Annotated in this window: 15 protein-coding genes; 13 read left to right on the top strand and 2 right to left on the bottom strand. The window is 37.7% G+C overall.

Features of this window, described 5'->3' with window-relative positions:
* Nucleotides 1–154: 154 nt before the first annotated feature.
* On the bottom strand, nt 155–1,009 hold the full coding sequence (locus tag RT723_RS00795; RefSeq protein ID WP_315945499.1) for a D-hexose-6-phosphate mutarotase: 855 nt from the start codon (nt 1,007–1,009) through the stop codon (nt 155–157).
* Nucleotides 1,010–1,136: 127 nt separating this feature from the next.
* On the bottom strand, nt 1,137–2,144 hold the full coding sequence (gene gap / locus RT723_RS00800; RefSeq protein WP_216055597.1) for a type I glyceraldehyde-3-phosphate dehydrogenase: 1,008 nt from the start codon (nt 2,142–2,144) through the stop codon (nt 1,137–1,139).
* 252 nt (nt 2,145–2,396) lie between these two features.
* On the opposite strand from gap, the gene malQ reads away from it, so the two are divergent.
* The 13 genes from malQ (at nt 2,397) to RT723_RS00865 (ending at nt 19,009) form a co-directional block, all read left to right on the top strand.
* Nucleotides 2,397–4,610, top strand: coding sequence for a 4-alpha-glucanotransferase (gene malQ, locus RT723_RS00805; protein WP_315945500.1), 2,214 nt, complete (start codon nt 2,397–2,399; stop codon nt 4,608–4,610).
* 111 nt (nt 4,611–4,721) lie between these two features.
* Nucleotides 4,722–6,914, top strand: a complete 2,193-nt coding sequence (glgB, locus tag RT723_RS00810) for a 1,4-alpha-glucan branching protein GlgB (protein WP_315945501.1) — start codon at nt 4,722–4,724, stop codon at nt 6,912–6,914.
* Nucleotides 6,915–6,935: 21 nt separating this feature from the next.
* A complete protein-coding gene (locus RT723_RS00815) occupies nt 6,936–7,178 on the top strand; it encodes an early set domain-containing protein (RefSeq protein WP_315945502.1) in 243 nt (80 codons plus the stop codon).
* On the top strand, nt 7,094–8,968 hold the full coding sequence (gene glgX, locus RT723_RS00820; RefSeq protein WP_315945830.1) for a glycogen debranching protein GlgX: 1,875 nt from the start codon (nt 7,094–7,096) through the stop codon (nt 8,966–8,968). The genes RT723_RS00815 and glgX overlap by 85 nt, the downstream gene beginning before the upstream one ends.
* A 150-nt stretch (nt 8,969–9,118) precedes the next feature.
* Nucleotides 9,119–10,642 carry an NADP-dependent phosphogluconate dehydrogenase gene (gene gndA, locus RT723_RS00825; RefSeq protein WP_315945503.1) on the top strand — a complete coding sequence of 508 codons (1,524 nt, stop codon included), beginning with the start codon at nt 9,119–9,121 and terminating at the stop codon, nt 10,640–10,642.
* 118 nt (nt 10,643–10,760) lie between these two features.
* A complete protein-coding gene (gene msrB, locus RT723_RS00830) occupies nt 10,761–11,156 on the top strand; it encodes a peptide-methionine (R)-S-oxide reductase MsrB (RefSeq protein WP_216055602.1) in 396 nt (131 codons plus the stop codon).
* Between the two features lie 227 nt (nt 11,157–11,383).
* Entirely contained in the window at nt 11,384–12,832 is a 1,449-nt protein-coding gene (locus tag RT723_RS00835) for a glyceraldehyde-3-phosphate dehydrogenase (protein ID WP_315945504.1), read from the top strand.
* A 162-nt stretch (nt 12,833–12,994) separates the two neighbouring features.
* The gene (locus RT723_RS00840; protein ID WP_315945505.1) at nt 12,995–14,956 is read left to right on the top strand and encodes a TonB-dependent receptor; all 1,962 of its coding nucleotides are present in this window, start codon (nt 12,995–12,997) and stop codon (nt 14,954–14,956) included.
* Nucleotides 14,957–15,055: 99 nt separating this feature from the next.
* A complete protein-coding gene (locus RT723_RS00845) occupies nt 15,056–15,274 on the top strand; it encodes a hypothetical protein (protein ID WP_315945506.1) in 219 nt (72 codons plus the stop codon).
* A gap of 2 nt (nt 15,275–15,276) precedes the next feature.
* A complete protein-coding gene (locus tag RT723_RS00850; protein WP_315945507.1) occupies nt 15,277–15,552 on the top strand; it encodes a redoxin domain-containing protein in 276 nt (91 codons plus the stop codon).
* A 90-nt stretch (nt 15,553–15,642) separates the two neighbouring features.
* Nucleotides 15,643–16,770 carry a M14 family metallopeptidase gene (locus tag RT723_RS00855; RefSeq protein ID WP_315945508.1) on the top strand — a complete coding sequence of 376 codons (1,128 nt, stop codon included), beginning with the start codon at nt 15,643–15,645 and terminating at the stop codon, nt 16,768–16,770.
* Nucleotides 16,771–16,846: 76 nt separating this feature from the next.
* The gene (locus RT723_RS00860; protein ID WP_216055607.1) at nt 16,847–18,526 is read left to right on the top strand and encodes an alanine/glycine:cation symporter family protein; all 1,680 of its coding nucleotides are present in this window, start codon (nt 16,847–16,849) and stop codon (nt 18,524–18,526) included.
* Nucleotides 18,527–18,682: 156 nt separating this feature from the next.
* Nucleotides 18,683–19,009 (top strand): zinc ribbon domain-containing protein, encoded by a 327-nt coding sequence (locus tag RT723_RS00865; RefSeq protein WP_216055608.1) that lies wholly within the window; start codon nt 18,683–18,685, stop codon nt 19,007–19,009.
* Nucleotides 19,010–19,019 lie beyond the last annotated feature (10 nt).

Consider the following 19,019-nt stretch of genomic DNA (forward strand, 5'->3'; position numbering starts at 1 on the left):
TAAACGGACAGCAAAATTTGTTTATCAGAATCTATATAAAATTTGACTATGAGCTAATCAATTATAAACTTTACAGCTTACAGCTTACAGCTTACAGCTTACAGCTTACAGCTTACAGCTTACAGCTTACAGCTTACAGCTTACAGCTTACAGCTTACGGCTTAATCAACTGCACTAACTTATGAACTTGTTGAGGTTGCAAGACTAAACCTTGAGTATTGGCCATCTCAATACAGATCATATTGGTATAACCTTGATCATCAAAATCCACCATGTTTTTAGCATTTTCTTGCCAAGGATTCCAAACTACTATGGAGTCGTGTCCTTGACCTAGAATATCCATGTTTTTATTACCGTTGAGTAAAGAGACTTTATCTTGTGCGGTTAAATATACGCGATCAGTGTGTTCGGTTATAACGACATCGCCGTCTTGAATCACTTCTGCGGCATTATCTAGTTTGTCTAAATAGCGGATTTGATTTAAACCAAGTACTTTATGGTCGTTAACGTTATCAAGAGCAAAATAAGTATGTATGGCTTGCGATAATGGTTTTGCTTCAGTTGATGTATTTGTAGTCGTTAATTCAATTGATATGGTATCTGCAAAAACATAACGCACCTGAACATCCAACCCTAGTGATTGGCTTAGTTCTTTTGTTAAGTTTGGCTGCATAATCATTTCAACACTCGTATCTGATTCTACAATATTTATTAGCGACCATGGAACAGAACGGATATAACCATGTTGCGGTTCACCAACAAAATCACCTTGTGCAGGGCCAAACCAAGGCCAGCACAAAGGAACGCCTCCTCTTATAGGTTTGCTGCCATCTAAAGGTGAAGATTCAGACAGCCACAATAAATTTTGTGGTTCATTTTGGTTATCTTTAGGAGTAAAACTCAATAATTGCCCACCAAATTCTGAGATTGTGGCGGCGAACTTAGGATGTTCGATTTTGTAATAAACACACGAGTTAAGTGTTTCTTTACTAACAAATTGGTTGTTCATGTTTGCTCTTATTTTCTCTGGTATTAATTGGGAGAGGGCGATGAAACGCAGTAAAACAAAAAAGGTGGCCATAAGCCACCTTTAACTAGATTGAAACAAGAGCAAACTCTTATTCCTTAAACACAAGTTACTTCATTAAAAGTACAGCGTTGTCTAACATGCGGTTTGAGAAACCCCATTCATTGTCATACCAGCTCATTACTTTAACTAAACGTCCAATAACGCGTGTTTCTGTCGCATCAAAGTTTGAAGAGTAAGGGATGTGGTTAAAGTCTACAGATACTAAAGGCTCGTCATTTACTGCTAATACTTCAGCTAATGGACCGCCAGCGGCAACCGCTTTACGAATAGTTTCGTTAACTTCTTCAACCGTTGTGTCTTTCTTAGCAATAAACGTTAAATCAACAAGCGATACGTTTAATACTGGAACACGTACTGATAAACCGTCAACTTTACCTGCTAACTCAGGAACCACTAAACCTACAGCGGCAGCAGCACCTGTTTTAGTCGGGATCATAGACATTGCCGCTGCACGAGCACGACGTAAGTCAGTGTGATATACGTCACTTAAACGTTGGTCATTAGTATAAGCGTGTATGGTATTCATCAAACCTGATTCAATACCAATCTCGTCATTTAACACTTTAGCAAACGGTGCAAGACAGTTAGTCGTACAAGATGCGTTTGAGATTACCGTCATATCAGACGTGATGTCTTCGTGGTTAACACCGTAAACGATAGTTGCATCAACACCTTTAGCTGGAGCAGAGATGATAACTTTTTTCGCGCCCGCATCAATGTGTGCACTTGCAGCGTCTTTCGATTGGAAAATACCCGTACATTCAAAAACAACGTCTACGTTTAATTCTTTCCAAGGTAAGTCAGCTGGGTTTCTTTCTGACGTTACTTTGATTAAATCACCATTAACAGTAATAGTGTCATCTGTATTTTCTACTTTAGCGTTAAAACGACCGTGTGCCGTATCATATTTTAAAAGGTGAGCATTAATATTAGCATCGCCTAAATCATTAATTGCTACGATTTTTAAATCGTAATTTTTTTCTGATTCATACAAAGCTCGTAATATATTTCTACCAATTCTTCCAAAACCGTTGATTGCTACGCGAATAGTCATAGTTATACCTGTTAATGATGTTATACAATTTCAAATTGGTAATAAAATTACATCCATTGAGTCATAAAGTAAAGTAAAATGGCAAATAAATAAGGGGAAGTTTTTTTATGCAAACGTATGTAGTGGTAAAGGACGATAAAGTGCTTTTATAGTTACCCCGAAAGTAAATACAATTGAGCTAATCAATAAATCATTGAAAGACAATTTTCTTTAATGGTTTTGCCAAATTCGTAGTCGTTAATAGGAATAAGAATGCACGCTTCTTTAATTGAACATTTAGTTCAAGCCCGCGGGATAGAGTCCGAATATACAGATGCATGGGGTAAACAATCTTTCATAAAGTCTGAATCAAAACAGAAAATATTAGCGGCTATGGGTTATCCAATTGATGACGAAGACGCTTTAGTTAATATGGTTAATGCTGAAACAGAAGCGTCTTGGTTTACTATTGTTGAGCCAGCATCGATTTACCGTCAAGGTCAACACAACGTTTTACACTTTAAATTACCAATTGATTTTGCCAACGATGAACTGCATATCGATATTAAGCAAAAAGGTAAAATCTGCAAGAAGCTAAAATTTGTTCCAATAGATCAAGAGTTACTCGGTGCATTTGAAGTCCGAGACATGGAAATTCAACATTATGCTTTACCTGTTGATTTTGATTTGGCGATTGGTTATTACCATTTAGATTTATTAGAACCGGGTATTGAAGAACCACTTGGCTCAGGGTCATTGATCATCGCGCCAGAGTCTTGTTATAAACAGCCGGCGTTGGAACAAGGTAAAAAGTTATGGGGTCCTAGCGTACAACTTTACTGTGTTCGCAGTAAACATAATTGGGGCGTTGGTGACTTTTCGGATTTAAAATATTTAATTGAAAAAGTAGCACAACGAGGTGCTGATTTTGTTGGACTAAATCCAATACACGCCTTGTATCCTAATAACCCGGATTCTTGTAGCCCATATAGTCCATCGTCGCGTCGTTGGTTAAACGTCATTTATATTGATGTGCAACAAGTGACGGGTTACGAACAATGTTTAGTAACACAAAAACTGGTTAATTCAGACTCGTTTCAAACTCAACTTAATGCTGCCAAGTCCGTTGCCGAGGTTGATTATGCTTCTGTGATGGAATTAAAGTTAAAAGCACTAAAACCGCTTTATCAACATTTTGTTAAACATGAAATCGCAAACAATTCAGACCTTGCTAAAAAGTTTGCTGAGTTTAAATTAAATGGCGAGGAAAGTTTAATACAAGCGGCAACCTATGACGCGATACAAGATAAGTTTAAAGCCGACGGTCGTTTTATTGGTGACAATTGGGGTTGGCCTGTATGGCCACAAGAGTTTCAAGATTACGACTCAGCCACCGTTGTTAAGTTTAAACAAGATAATGCCGAATTAGTCGATTTTTATGCTTATTTACAATTTGTTGCTTTTACTCAACTAGAAGAAGTCAACGAGTTCAGTAAAGCACAAGGTATGGCCATGGGGACTTACCGTGATTTAGCCGTTGGTGTTAGTGAAGGCAGTACTGAAATTTGGGCAAATAAAGACTTATATTGTACTGACGTCAGTGTCGGCGCTCCACCAGATGTATTAGGTCCGTTAGGCCAAAGCTGGGGTTTACCACCAATGGATCCTATCAAGCTTTATCAACAAGGTTATCAACCGATTATTGATCTATTCCGTTCTAATATGCATGCCTGTGGCGCATTACGAATTGATCATGTTATGGCATTATTAAGATTGTGGTGGGTTCCAAAAGGCGACACCGCAAAAGAAGGGACTTATGTTTATTACCCCGTTGATGAATTGCTGGCGATACTTGCATTAGAAAGTCATTTAAATCAATGTTCAATCATTGGTGAAGATTTAGGTACAGTGCCTGAAGATATTACGGGTAAGCTGCAAGAGAACGGAATTCACTCTTACAAAGTATTTTTCTTTGAACAAGCGGCTGATGGTGGGTTTTATTCACCAGAACATTACCTTGAGCAATCAATGGCCACATTAACCACGCATGATATGCCAACTTTAATTGGCTATTGGCACTGTAAAGATTTAGAGCTTGGCAAAGAGCTTGGACTGTATTCAGGTGATGAGTTAATGCAAAGCTTATACGGCGACCGTATTAGAGATAAACAAGCCATTTTAAATACCTTACATGGTCATCATTCAATACCAGAACATATCGGTCACGACGCAAATACAGTGGGGATGACACAAGAATTAAATTACGGTATGCAAATTCATATGGCAAAGGGACAAGCCGCTTTGTTAAGTTTACAGCTAGAAGATTGGTTGCAAATGGACAAACCGGTTAATATTCCAGGTACGAGTGATGAATACCCAAATTGGCGTCGTAAATTAACTATGGACTTAGAAGACATATTCAGTGTTAATGAAATAAACCATTTAACTGATGAATTAACCAAAGCCAGAAAACAAGCGTCAAAATAAATACAAATTAAGATAGATAAATTTGACTTAAATAGTTAATACTAAATATGTTTTTTAGTATTAACTTTGTTTATTTGTTCACTATGTTTTTAACCACAAACAGGATCTAAGATGAACCCAAGTGAGTTAGCCAGTACATTATCTAATGCCAATGTTACCAATCCGTTTTCTTATTTAGGTTTATCTGAAAATACCCAAGGCAAAGGGTTCATTGTTAGGGCATGGTTCCCTAATGCCACCAATGTTGAGTTAATCGAATTTTCGAAAGATCGTAGTTTAGGTCAATTAATACAAGTTGAACAAAGTGGTTTATTTGAATTGGTATTACCAAGAAGAAAAAATCATTTTAATTACCGTTTTAACGTAAGTTATGCAGACAGCTCAAATGTGGTGATAGACCCATATCAATTTAAGCAAGATGCATTTTATGCTGTTCATTACCTTTCCCACCAACCAGAGAATATATATCAACAATTAGGTGCACAGTTAACCCAATTATCTGTTGGTAAAAAAGTATTGAATGCCACTCGTTTTGCTGTTTTTGCCCCTAATGCTTCCACATGTAGTTTAATCGGCGACTTTAATCATTGGGATGGTCGTCAATTACCAATGGAAAAAACACAATGTGGTCACTTTGTCATAGTGGTACCAGAGCTGGAGGCCGGTGTTAAGTATAAGTTTGAACTCAAAGATCAACATGGTCACAACTTACCGCACAAATCAGACCCGGTCGGTTTTTACCAAGATCAGTACCCGTCATTTGCCTCTGTTGTTTATGATCATAATGAATATCAGTGGCAAGATGATAAGTGGCTAACTCGCAAAGAACAAGACTATGTGCATAAGCCTATGGCTATCTATGAGGTGCATTTAGGTTCTTGGCGCATGAAGGAAGTGGATGGCGAGTTTGTACCGCTTTCTTATCTTGAAATGATTGATCAACTTATCCCTTATGTAAAAGAAATGGGATACACCCATATTGAAGTGTTACCAGTATCAGAGCATCCATTCACTGGCTCTTGGGGTTATCAACCAACCGCTATGTTTGCTCCGACCTCTCGTTTTGGTGACCCTGATCAGTTTAAGGCATTTGTTGATGCCTGCCACCAAAGTGACATTGGTATTATTATCGATTGGGTTCCAGCACATTTTCCAGAAGATCCGCACGGCTTAGCACGTTTCGATGGGACTCATGTTTATGAATATGATGACCCACGTAAAGGCTGGCATCCTGATTGGAATTCGTGCATTTACGACTTTGGTAAAGACACCGTTAGACAATTTTTAGTATCAACAGCCTTGTACTGGTTGGATAAATTCCATATTGACGCACTACGCGTTGATGCAGTCGCTTCGATGTTGTACCTAGATTATTCTCGCGAAGATGGAGAGTGGATACCTAATGTAGACGGTGGAAATCATAACTATGAAGCCATAAGTTTATTACGTTGGATGAACGACGAAGTTCATAGTAAACATCCAAATGCATTAACCATCGCAGAAGAATCTACATCATTTCCAAAAGTCTCTCATCCTACCCAATACGGTGGTTTAGGTTTTGATTTTAAATGGAACATGGGGTGGATGCATGACTCATTAACGTATGTGAGTAAAGATCCGGCTTACCGTAATTATCATCATAACGACATCACTTTTGCCATGGTATATAACTACGATGAACATTTTGTGTTACCAATTTCTCACGATGAAGTGGTACATGGAAAAGGCTCGTTATTAAGGAAAATGCCGGGTGATGAATGGCAACAAGCGGCAAATCAACGGTGTTATGCTGCGTTTATGTATGCACATCCTGGTAAAAAATTAAACTTTATGGGTAATGAAATCGCACAAGTAAAAGAGTGGGATCATAACTCCAGCATTAATTGGCATTTGTTAGCGAATGAAAAACATCAAGGTATGCAAAACGTTTATAAAGATTTAAATCATTTATATTGTGAACATGCGCCATTACACCAGTTAGATCATGAACACGCAGGGTTTGAATGGTTAGATCACCAAGATGCAGAACAAAGTGTATTAGCGTTTGCCAGAAAAGATAAAGACGGTAACGAAATCATAGTGATCAGTAACTTCACACCAATTCCACGTGATTATTATCGTGTAGGTGTGACGAAACCTGGGCGATATAAAGTATTATTAAATTCAGATAGTGAATACTACTGGGGCAGTAATTATTCGACAGGACTTGAGCTCGTGACCGAATGTATGGGCTGGCAGGGCAAAGAGCATAGTTTGTTAATTAACTTGCCGCCTCTATCAACCTTATATATCACGCTAACGTAACTCAGTGTAAATAGGTTATTAATGAATAACGAATTAGCGATACAAGTCGACTCCGGCGACGCAAAGTGGTTAGGTGTAAATAAAAAAGACGGTGGATTTAATTTTGCTGTTTATGCACCAGATGCTAAGCGGCTGTTTATTCATTTTTTTTACCAGATACGGAAGAGTTTATCACCCGTATCGAAGCCGATAACCGTACCGGTAACGTATTCCATTGCCATCTCACTGGTATTGATGAAACTTGGGTTTACGCATTACAAGTAATTAATAAAGATGAAAATAAAGCATTAACCACCAGTGAAAAACTTCTAATAGACCCTTATGCAAAATCGTTTAATCGTCACTTAGTATGGAACCAAGATTTATATCAAGATAATAGCCCGTTTTTTATTGCAAAATCCCACTTAACACTCGCCGAATTTGACTGGCAAAATACCTCGAAACCAAACATCAAAAACAGCGACACCATTTTATATGAGACACACGTAAAAGGATTTACTCAGCAATTAAACAGTATTCACCCCGAACTCAGAGGTACTTATTTAGGACTTGCTGAGCCCGAAGTTATTGACTATTTAAAACAACTGGGCGTGACTAGTGTTCAATTAATGCCTGTATTTCACTTTATGAGTGAACCTAGATTAGAACATTTGGAGTTAACCAATTATTGGGGATATAACCCAGTCAATTTTTTTGCACCAGACCCTCGTTATGCCGTCAGTGATGCGGTGACAGAATTTAAAACCTTGGTTCGTGAATTTCACAAAAATGACATTGAAGTCATATTAGATGTGGTTTTTAACCATACAGCAGAAGCTGATGAAAATGGTCCGTTAATTAGTTTCAAAGGGTTAGCCAACTTTGATTTTTATTTGAATACTGAAGGCGATTATAAAAAAAGTTTTGCCAACTACACAGGATGTGGCAACACAGTAAATGCAGATAACGATTACGCCCTTAAAATGATCATGGACTCTTTGCGTTATTGGCTGACAGACATGCAGGTTGATGGATTTCGTTTTGATCTAGCTGCAACCTTAGGCCGCAATGGTGAACGCTTTAATCAAGGCTGTGCTTTATTTAGGGCCATGAAACAAGACCCAATTATATGCCGAGCTAAATTAATAGCCGAGCCTTGGGATATAGGCCCTCAAGGATATCAGCTTGGTAATTTTCCGAACTATTGGTTAGAGTGTAACGACAAATACCGAGATGGATTAAAGCAGTTTTGGCGTGGTGATAAAGGGTTAGTTGCCGAAACCGCTAGTCGGATTTTAGGATCAAGAGACATCTTTAGAAAAGGCAAACGCAGTCAAATAACGTCAGTAAATTATATAGCTTATCATGACGGTTATACTTTACATGATCTTGTGAGTTATGAGCAAAAACACAACTTAGCCAATTTAGAAGACAACAGAGATGGTCATGGGGCGAATTACAGTTGTAATTACGGTGTAGAAGGGCCGACAACGGATCAAGATATTATTGATAAGCGTGAACAACAAAAACGTAATTTGATGGCCACCTTGTTATTCTCGCAAGGAATCCCGCATTTGTTAGCCGGTGATGAACGATCTAGAACACAAGGCGGTAATAACAACGCATATTGTCAAGATAACCCAATTAGCTGGTTAAATTGGCAAATGTCTGATTTGCAGAATAAATTTTATAAATTTACCCAATATTGCATTCAACTCAGAAAGCAGTATCCAGTATTAACCCATTGCCTGTTACCAGATGATGATTATCATTATAGTGCCATACATCACCACGTTTATTGGATTCGGCCAGATGGTGAAACCAAACAAGTTGACGATTGGCATGATCACGATAATCAATGTTTGGCCTTAGTTATGGCGGACGATGATCAAAAATATAAAATGTTATTGTTGTTAAATGCATCGGATGAAGATTCGGTTTATCAAATCCCAAAAAGTAGTAAAAAGACCTTGTTAATTGATACTGAACTAGACCTATTAAGCCCAATCATAAAAACGGAAGACAGCTATAAACAAAAGGCTAACAGCCTAAGTTTATGGCAATTAGATTATTAAAAAATCAATTTTTTTAGAATAAATAAGCAAGTGCAGAATAATTTATAATTTATAATTTAAGTTATTTGGTAGGAACTTAAAGGTGAATTCTGTATAATCCGCGCCAAAATTGCACTTGCACCATTATTGAAACTAAGAGAAGCTAATTGTATGTCTGACAACGCTATTTTATGTGATATCGGTTTTATCGGTTTGGGAGTTATGGGGAAAAACCTAGCTCTTAATTTAGCAGACAATGGTTACACCATTGCCGCTTTTGATTTGGATACTGAAAAAGTAGCCAGTGCAATAAAGCAAGACGAATTGGAAAGGGGTGATAACCCACAACGAATTTTCCCTTGTACTTCTTATACAGAATTATTATCTAAACTAACATCTCCACACCTTGTTATTCTTTCCGTTCCTGCAGGCCGTCCTGTTGATGACGTATGTCATAAATTAATTGATGCAGGCATTCAGGCAGACGACATCGTTGTTGATACCGGCAATAGTTTGTGGACAGACACGGTAGAACGTGAAAAGAACTTTGAAGGTAACTTCTTATTCTTCTCAACCGCAGTTTCTGGTGGTGAAGTTGGTGCGCGTTTTGGTGCTTCATTAATGCCAAGTGGTGACCGTTATGCTTGGACTCGTATTGCCCCAATGTTCAAAGCCATCGCCGCTAAAGTGGATGATGCAACAGGTAAACCTATAGAACGTCATGAGCCTGGTAATCCAGTGATCGAAGGCGAGCCATGTGCGACTTACATTGGCGAAACAGGCTCAGGCCATTATGTGAAAATGGTTCACAATGGTATTGAATATGCTGATATGCAATTGATTTGTGAAGCTTACAATATCATGCGTACTGGTTTAAACATGACACCAGTTGAGATTGCAGCCATCTTCAGAAAATGGAATGAAGGCGAGTTACATTCTTACCTTATTGAGATCAGTGCCGAGGTTTTAGAGCATATTGACCCTGATACGAATCAACCATTAGTTGATATCATTCTTGATAAAGCGGGCCAAAAAGGCACAGGTTTATGGACAGCAGTGAGCTCTTTACAAATTGGCGCACCTTCTCCAACTATTACGTCTGCGGTTTATGCGCGTGCGTTATCAACGCTAAAAGGCGAACGTGTTGTTGCATCAAAAGTACTAGCGGGTCCAGATCTATCTGAATTTAATTTAGATAAAGATGAAGTTATCTCGCAATTACATGATGCATTATATTGTTCTAAAATTTGTGCTTACGCGCAAGGTTTCCAATTAATGAGCATGGCTGGTAAAGAACACGGCTGGAACTTAGATTTTGCTGGTATTGCAAAAATTTGGCGTGCTGGTTGTATCATACGTGCAGTATTCTTACAGTCTATTACGAAAGCTTATGAGCGTGATGAAGAGTTATCTAACTTATTAATCGACCCGTTTTTTGCCGGGCAAATTGCTAAGTACCAAACAAATTGGCGTCGTACTGTCGCTAACTCGTCATTAATGGGTATTCCTGTTGGCGCGTTTTCTTCAGCGTTGGCATATTACGACTCATACCGTAGTGAAACCTTACCAGCAAACTTGTTACAAGGTCAGCGCGATTTCTTTGGCGCGCATACTTTTGAACGTGCTGATAAGACCGATGGCAAAATGTACCACGTTGAATGGAGCCAAGCGGCTCGTCCAATCGTTAAGGTGTAGTTTTTATACGCCTTTATAAAACCATATCAACGGATATGGTTTTTTTTGCCTGTAAACTATTGTAGATAAGTTACAGTGGACTAACACTAATAGAACAATTGTTAAAAGCGAGACAAAAATGGACAAAGTAACTAAATCAGAACAAGAGTGGCAAGCCGAATTAGATGAAGAAACCTATAGAGTAACAAGGTTGAAGGGAACCGAACGTCCATACACAGGCAAGTATTTGGACCATAATGAACAAGGCCAATATGTATGTGTGTGTTGTGGTTCTCAATTATTTAATTCAACTCAGAAGTTTGATTCTCATTGTGGTTGGCCGTCGTTTGATCAAAGCATTGAGGGAAGTGTTGAGTATCATAAAGACTTAACCTTAGGCATGGTAAGGGTTGAAATTACCTGTGCCAAATGTGACGCGCATCTAGGTCATATATTTGAAGATGGCCCAACAGAAACTGGTAATCGTTACTGTGTTAATTCAGTGTCACTTACCTTTGATGATGGCTCTAAATAAGAAAATAGTCTGTAAAAACTTGGCTTTAGTTACTTTTAACGAGTTGTATTAATAAACTAGTGAGGTATTTGTCAGTCTTTTGTAATGGTTTAAATCCACTTTTTCAAAATTCTGTAACTAAAGTTGTAGTATTACATTTAAACTTACGAAAAAATAATTTACAATGCGCCCGCACTTGAGGTGAACACCTTAACCTTGTGAATTAAATTATTATAAAGGCTGATGTAATGACGTTAACTCCTGAACAAACTTATCAAAAAAGTTGGTTAGAAAGACAAGAATTTGCAGATCGCATGCAACCACTAATTGGTATGTTGTATCGTGGTCGAGGAATAGAAATTTGTATTTATGGTCGTCCACTTGTATCAGCATCTGCTATCGATATTATCAAGGCTCATAAAACGGTAACTAAGTACGAGAGCACCAAACTTAGAGTTCGTGAAAGTTATGAATTTTTAGAGATCCTTTCGGGATTAAATTTAAACCCTGCAAAAATTGATTTAGGTAAGTTGGCCTTTGGTTACATATACAAAAACAAAGGTGAAGGGCTTTCAAAAGAAGAATACTTAAAACGTGAATTGGCTGATATTTTAGACCAAGATGGACACCCAGAACCTCAAGATGTTGTGTTATACGGATTTGGTCGTATTGGTCGTTTATTAGCACGTTTGTTAATCGAAAGAAATGGTCCAAATGCAACATTACGTTTACGTGCCATCGTAGTTCGTGGCGGTAAAGACGGTGACTTAGAAAAACGAGCAAGTTTATTGCGCCGTGACTCTGTACATGGACCATTTAATGGCAGCATTACCGTTGATACTAAAGCTAATGTCATTAAAGCGAACGGTTCTTACATTCAAGTGATATACGCAAACTCTCCAGATAGCATAGATTACACAGATTATGGTATTGATAATGCCTTAATTGTTGATAATACAGGTATTTGGAAAGATGAAGATGGTTTAGGTTTACACTTAAAATCCAAAGGTGCAGCGAAAGTATTATTAACAGCACCAGCTGGTGGCGAGATTAAAAACATTGTATATGGTGTAAATCACTCAGACATTGAACAAGACGATAAAATCGTTTGTGCAGCTTCGTGTACAACCAATGCAATAACGCCGATACTAAAAGCGATCAATGATGAGTATGGGATTGATAACGGACATGTTGAAACGGTTCACTCTTATACTAATGACCAAAACCTAATTGATAACTTCCATAAAGGTGAGCGAAGAGGCCGTGCGGCTGCGTTAAACTTAGTATTAACGTCAACGGGTGCGGCAAAAGCAGTATCAAAAGCACTACCAGAGTTAAAAGGTAAGTTAACTGGTAACGCTATTCGTGTTCCAACGCCAAATGTGTCTATGGCAATAATGAATCTAAATTTAGATAAACCTACATCAGAAGATGAGTTAAACAAGTTCTTACTGGATGTGGCGTTACATTCTGAGCTGAGAGATCAAGTTGATTACACGAGTTCTACTGAGATTGTTTCTACGGATCTTGTTGGTAACCGTTATGCTGGTATTGTGGATTCAAGAGCCACAATCGTACAAGACAACCGTGCAGTATTGTATGTTTGGTATGACAATGAATTTGGTTATAGCTGCCAAGTAGTTCGCGTTATGCAAGAAATGGCGGGTATTAAATATCCATCGTTGCCAACTACTTAATCTTGATAACATAAAACATAATTTTAGAAGGCCACATTTTTGTGGCCTTTTTTATTGCGCTTTTATTTTGATAAAATTAATGATTTGAATAGGTAATTACGATACCGTTGTTTATTGTGTTTTAAATTTCTACCAATCCACATAAAGAGAAATTCAGCGTTAATGTTTAAATTCAATTCAATCATCTTGTTGTCGCTTGTTGTAAGTCAAACTGTATTGGCCAATGAAGCACAAACTCAAACTGTGTTCAATCAAGCAAGTCACGTTTTTGATCAGCAACAGATTAAAAGTCACGGAGTGACTAACGTATATAATTTATTAAATTTTGTTCCTGGGTTTCAAGCAGTGATGACCAGCAATAATTCGGCTCATACCCAATTACAAGTTCGTGGTGTGGCTGCCGATTCTGGCTATGTCGTGCTGATGGTTGATGGCGTTAAACTGAATACCTTATTAATAAATGACGTTTTGATGGGATCGCCTTATTTTGATTCAACGTTAGCGCAAACGGTGGAAATATACACAGGACCGAATGCGGTTCGGTTTGGTAATAATGCCTCTTTAGCGGTGATCAATATCATTACTAAAAAGACTAACCGCCTTTCTATAGCGGGTGGCGACTTTAACCATCAGAATGCATCTGCAAGTTTATATAGAAATACTGGTTATGGTGAGTTCTCGTTTTTTATTATGGACACGCAAGGTGACGGCCAACAATATGCTTCTGACAATATACCAAGTGCAAGTTATGTTTTAGGTGAGGATTATATTAACCAACCTTACAAACATGATCAGTTCAGCATCAATTGGCAGTTAGGTAATTACGTTTTACATTATTACAGTGAAGAACATCAACAAGATGGTTTTTTGAATAATCAAAGTTACCATCAAAATAATCAATTTAACTCGACAAATCGCTTTATATCGAATCAATACCAGTATCAGCTAACAGACCAATTTAATGTTAAAGCAGAATTAACTTACGGAGAGTCAGAAGTTAAATCCGTGGCTCGAATAGACGAAGCTGGAATTAGACCATTCTCTGAAGATTATTGGTTTGGCCCTAACTGGTCCTCGCGTAAATTGGATTTTAATTTAATGACCAATTATACATGGTCAGATACTTTATCATTTGAATTTGGTGTTCAATGGCAACAACAAGAACAAGATAAAGCCGGGATCGTAACTTCGCATTTAACTCCGGATGGACAAGACAGTTTACCGTTAGATTTGTATTATCTTGACGCTATACAGAGTGTTACTGAGTACGGGCCCTACACAAACTTATTACAGAGTATTGAAAGCCACGGGATATTCAGTGTTATGAGTTGGCAAATGAGTCCGATAGATCATGTATCAGCGGGTATTCGTTTAGAGCGTAACCACGGTTTTGCCGATGATGTGTCTACTCATATTGGTTACAACCGAATTTTAAATCAAAAAAGTCATGTTAGTGTTGAATATTCAGAAGCATTTCGCGCTCCTAATTTCATAGAGCTGTTTTCACAAGATCCCTATTTACATGGCAATGAGAGTTTGCAACCAGAGAAAATACGGTCTTATCAATTAAGTTACGATTACACAGAACAAGATTGGAAAGCCACAGTAACGGCGTTTTATCAGCAACAATCAAAAGTCATCGCTTTAACATTTCCGGATAGCAGCCAACGTCGTTTTTATAATAATCTAAACAATAAAGATATATTCGGTTTGGAAGCAAAAGGGGATTATAAGCTCAATCAACATATCAAACTACAAGGTACATTAACCCATTATTTTAATGATACCTACGAACAAGCGTTTCAAACATTTGCTACTTTGAGTTTATTATCTCAGATCAACCGATTGACAATTGGGGTTAATAACATATTACGCTCAGCTGTAGACGTAAAAGCAGGACTCGATTCTAGTGATTTTGCATCAACGGGGTTTAATCAAAACGCCACTTATTTGGTGAATGCTGTAGTTAATTATCAACTAGGCCGAAGTATATTATTGTCTTTAAAAGCCGAAAATGTGTTTGATCAGTCGCATAAGGTTTATGACCCAAGCCAAACAGATAATCAACTTTATGTGCCACAACAAACAAGATTTGTTTCATTTACATTAACTTATGAATTTTAATATTAATTATAAAAGTCTTGAATGAAATACATGAACGTCCGGTCTTATCACTGTTAACCCTGTAAACAGGCTTTATAGTCCTAAGGTATTTTTAGTCACATGTTAAAAAACTTAACCGTTCAAGCCCTTATTTTTATCGCTATATTTAATCTTATTAGTTGGTTTAAAGAGTCGAGTTTGTTGTCCACTTCTGGCGATATTAAAGCGCCAGAGTTTGAATTAATGGACATTAATAACCAAAAAGTCACGTTAGCGTCATTGTCTGATAAACCCACGTTATTATTTTTTGGGCACCTTGGTGTTCTGTATGCAAATTAACCATGCCCAATGTACAAGATTTTTACCAAAGTCATTCCGAGCAATTTAATGTGGTATCTGTTGCGTTAAGTTTCCAATCACCTGACGAAATAGTAAATTTCATGCATCAACGTGAATACAGTTTTACAACCTTATTAGGCAATTCTGATGTGTCTCAAGATTATAAGATACAAGCCTTTCCAACCTATTATGTGATTGACACAGACGGAATTGTGGTAAATAAATCTTTAGGTTACAGTACTGAAATTGGCATGCTACTTAGGTCGATGATTTTATAAGCAAAGTATCATCAAATTACGGTTTACGACTGGTTTCTAGTGGATTTTATGTGATAGTCTTGACCGGATAACAAGTTATGAGATCAAACCATGAAAATTAGTAGTAATTTTGATAGCGGCAACATTGAAGTTGTTAGCTTAGACTCAACCTCTGACATTCAGTTAAACATTTCAAAAGACAATAATTCAGATTTTTATCAGTGGTTTCATTTTAAAATTGAATCTACCGCTGGTGAAGAACACCAGTTCAGAATTCTAAACGCTAAACAATCGGCTTATCCTGATGGGTGGCAAGATTATAAAACTATGGCTTCGTATGACCGTGAAACTTGGTTCCGTATCGATACTTGTTACGAAGACGGTGAACTGAAATTTAATCATATTCCTGATTTTGACCATGTGTTTTATGCTTATTTTGTTCCTTATTCCTATGAACGTCACTTAGATTTAATTCATAAATCTCAACTCGCTCCCGATACTCAGCTTATTACTTTAGGTCAAACTATTGATGGCAGAGATATGTTTTTGTTACAAATTGGCCAAGAAGCTGAAGGTAAAAAGAAGATCTGGATAACGGCACGCCAACACCCAGGTGAATCTATGGCTGAGTGGTACGTAGAAGGTTTATTAGAACGTTTATTTGACCACGACGACGCTGTGTCACGTTTGTTATTAGCTAATGCAGTATTTTATGTTGTGCCTAATATGAACCCAGATGGTTCTGCTCGAGGACATTTAAGAACAAATGCGGTTGGTACTAACTTAAACCGTGAGTGGCTAGAACCTTCTTTAGATAAAAGCCCAGAAGTGTTTTACGTTAGACAGAAGATGCTCGAGACGGGTGTGGACATGTTTTTAGATATACATGGTGACGAAGCAATTCCATATAACTTTGTTGCTGGTTGTGAAGGTATCAAAAGCTATGATGCACGTCATCAAGCTTTAGAAGAGACTTTTAAAGCGGCTTATGCTGCAGCCACACCAGAGTTTCAAGATGTTCATGGTTATGACAAAGATGAACCAGGCCAAGCATTACCAACTGTTGGTGCGGCTTGGGTTGGCGAACAGTTTAAATGTTTGTCTTATACCGTAGAAATGCCATTTAAAGATCATAATGATGCTCCTGATGCGTTTTATGGTTGGAACGATGTTCGTTCTGCTAAATTTGGCGCAGATGTATTAACTGCAATATTAGCGGTAGTTAAAAAATTACGCTAAAACAACTTTCGAAATGGGGTAGGGAACTACCCCATTATTTTATGTAACAATAACTATAATAAAAAAGGAATAAACAGTGAACGCACTAAATGATTTACTCGTTTTTCTAGATAGCCTATTAGGAAGCTCTCCTTGGTTCCCTTATGTGCTATTAGGTGTCGGTATCTTCTTCACCATCTACCTTAAATTTCCACAAATACGTTACTTTAAACATGCTTGGCAGGTTGTAACTGGTAAGTATGATAAAAAAGGCGCTGAAGGTGATACCAATCATTTCCAAGCTCTTTCAACGGCATTATCTGGTACCGTTGGAACAGGTAACATAGGTGGTGTTGCATTAGCCTTATCTATTGGTGGTCCGGCTGCATTATTCTGGATGTGGATGACGGCATTTTTTGGTATGACGACTAAGTTTGTCGAAGTAACTATGTCACACAAATATCGTGTGAAAGCGGAAGATGGCACTATGGCGGGTGGTCCAATGTATTACATGGATCGTCGTTTAAATATGAAATGGCTCGCTGTTGCCTTTGCGATCGCAACGGTAATTAGCTCATTTGGTACTGGTAGTTTACCTCAAATAAATAATATCGCCGTAAGTATGGAAAGTTCGTTTGGTATTGAACGAATGATAACCGGTGGCGTATTAGCAGTAGCGCTAGCTCTTGTAATCTTGGGTGGTATTAAACGTATCGCTTATGTTACTTCACGTATCGTCCCTGTTATGTCTGTTTTTTATGTTATTGGTGCGTTAGGTGTAATTTTCTACAATATTGAAAACTTAGTACCATCATTTGTTTCTGTATTTGCAGATGCCTTTACTGGTTCTGCGGCAACAGGTGGATTCGTCGGTGCGGCATTTGCTTATGCATTTACTAAAGGTGTTAACCGCGGTTTATTCTCAAATGAAGCAGGTCAAGGTTCTGCTCCAATTGCCCATGCAGCAGCAAAAGCGGACGAACCAGTTTCTGAAGGTATGGTTTCAATTTTAGAACCGTTTATCGATACCATCATTATTTGTACTTTAACTGGTATGGTGATTCTATCTTCTGGTGCGTGGCACGATAAGTTTGAAAATGATTTCCAACGTTCGGACATGTCAATATTGTCAGGACAATATGTTGAAAGCTCTGAACAAAACATGAACTCGCTATACCTTTATTTAAATGGCCAAGAAAGTGATGTTGAAAAATTCTCTGGCGAATTAAAAGTAATTGAAGGTAAAGCTCAAGGTGATAATTTCACTGTGATTAATTCACGTTCAATTGCTGAAAACGTAAACTTCTTATTACCAGGCGAACATTTATATAACGGCAAATTACAGGTTATCGATGGGCAACTGAAAAACAAAGAAATTATAGTTCGCGGTGATTCATTAATTCACTCCGCCGCTTTAACAACAGAAGCATTTACAAAAGGCTACTTTGGTGAGCACGGCAAATACATAGTTACTATTGGTTTGTTATTATTTGCTTTCTCAACTGCGATAGCTTGGTCGTATTATGGCGACAGAGCAATGACGTACCTATTAGGTGCACGTTCGGTTATGCCATATCGTGTTATTTATTGTGCGGCGTTTGCTTGGGCTGCAGTAGCGGATACGTCTTTAATATGGATGTTAGCTGCGGTTGCCATTGTTGTTATGACCTTACCTAACTTATTCGGCATCATGTTACTTCGTAAAGAAATGAAGGAAACGGTTGATGACTATTGGGTTAAGTTCAATAAAGAACATGGTGAAAATAAAGATAACTAAGTTGTTTTTATAAAATTAAGCCACATTAAATACTAATTAAAACTATATAATTAGTATCAAAAGCATCCTAATAATATTAGGGTGCTTTTTCTGCGTTTATCCCTCAGTATTTTTACAACGGATGAAATGAATAATATCTTTTAGAAAGAGTGTAGTATGGCCATTATTAAATGCCCTCAATGTGCAAAATCTATCTCGGACAAACAAAAGGTTTGTCCACATTGCGACCTAGATATGAATGATCTTACTGAAGAAAAGTTACATTCATTAAGCAAGATCAAATCATTAAAAAATAGTCAGTCTATTATGACTCACCAAGCCATAGCGATGTTGTTATTTTTAATGGGGGTTTTTACCTTTTATAACAGCGATGATAAAACGGCTCCTCAATATTTCATGTCGCAAGCATGTATTGTTGTAGGTTTTGTCTGGTACATCATTAATCGTATTCGGATCATTATGTCCAAACGTAAAAAGTCTTAGTGGGTAACAC

The organism is Psychrosphaera aquimarina, from assembly GCF_032461525.1.
GTDB lineage: Bacteria > Pseudomonadota > Gammaproteobacteria > Enterobacterales > Alteromonadaceae > Psychrosphaera > Psychrosphaera aquimarina.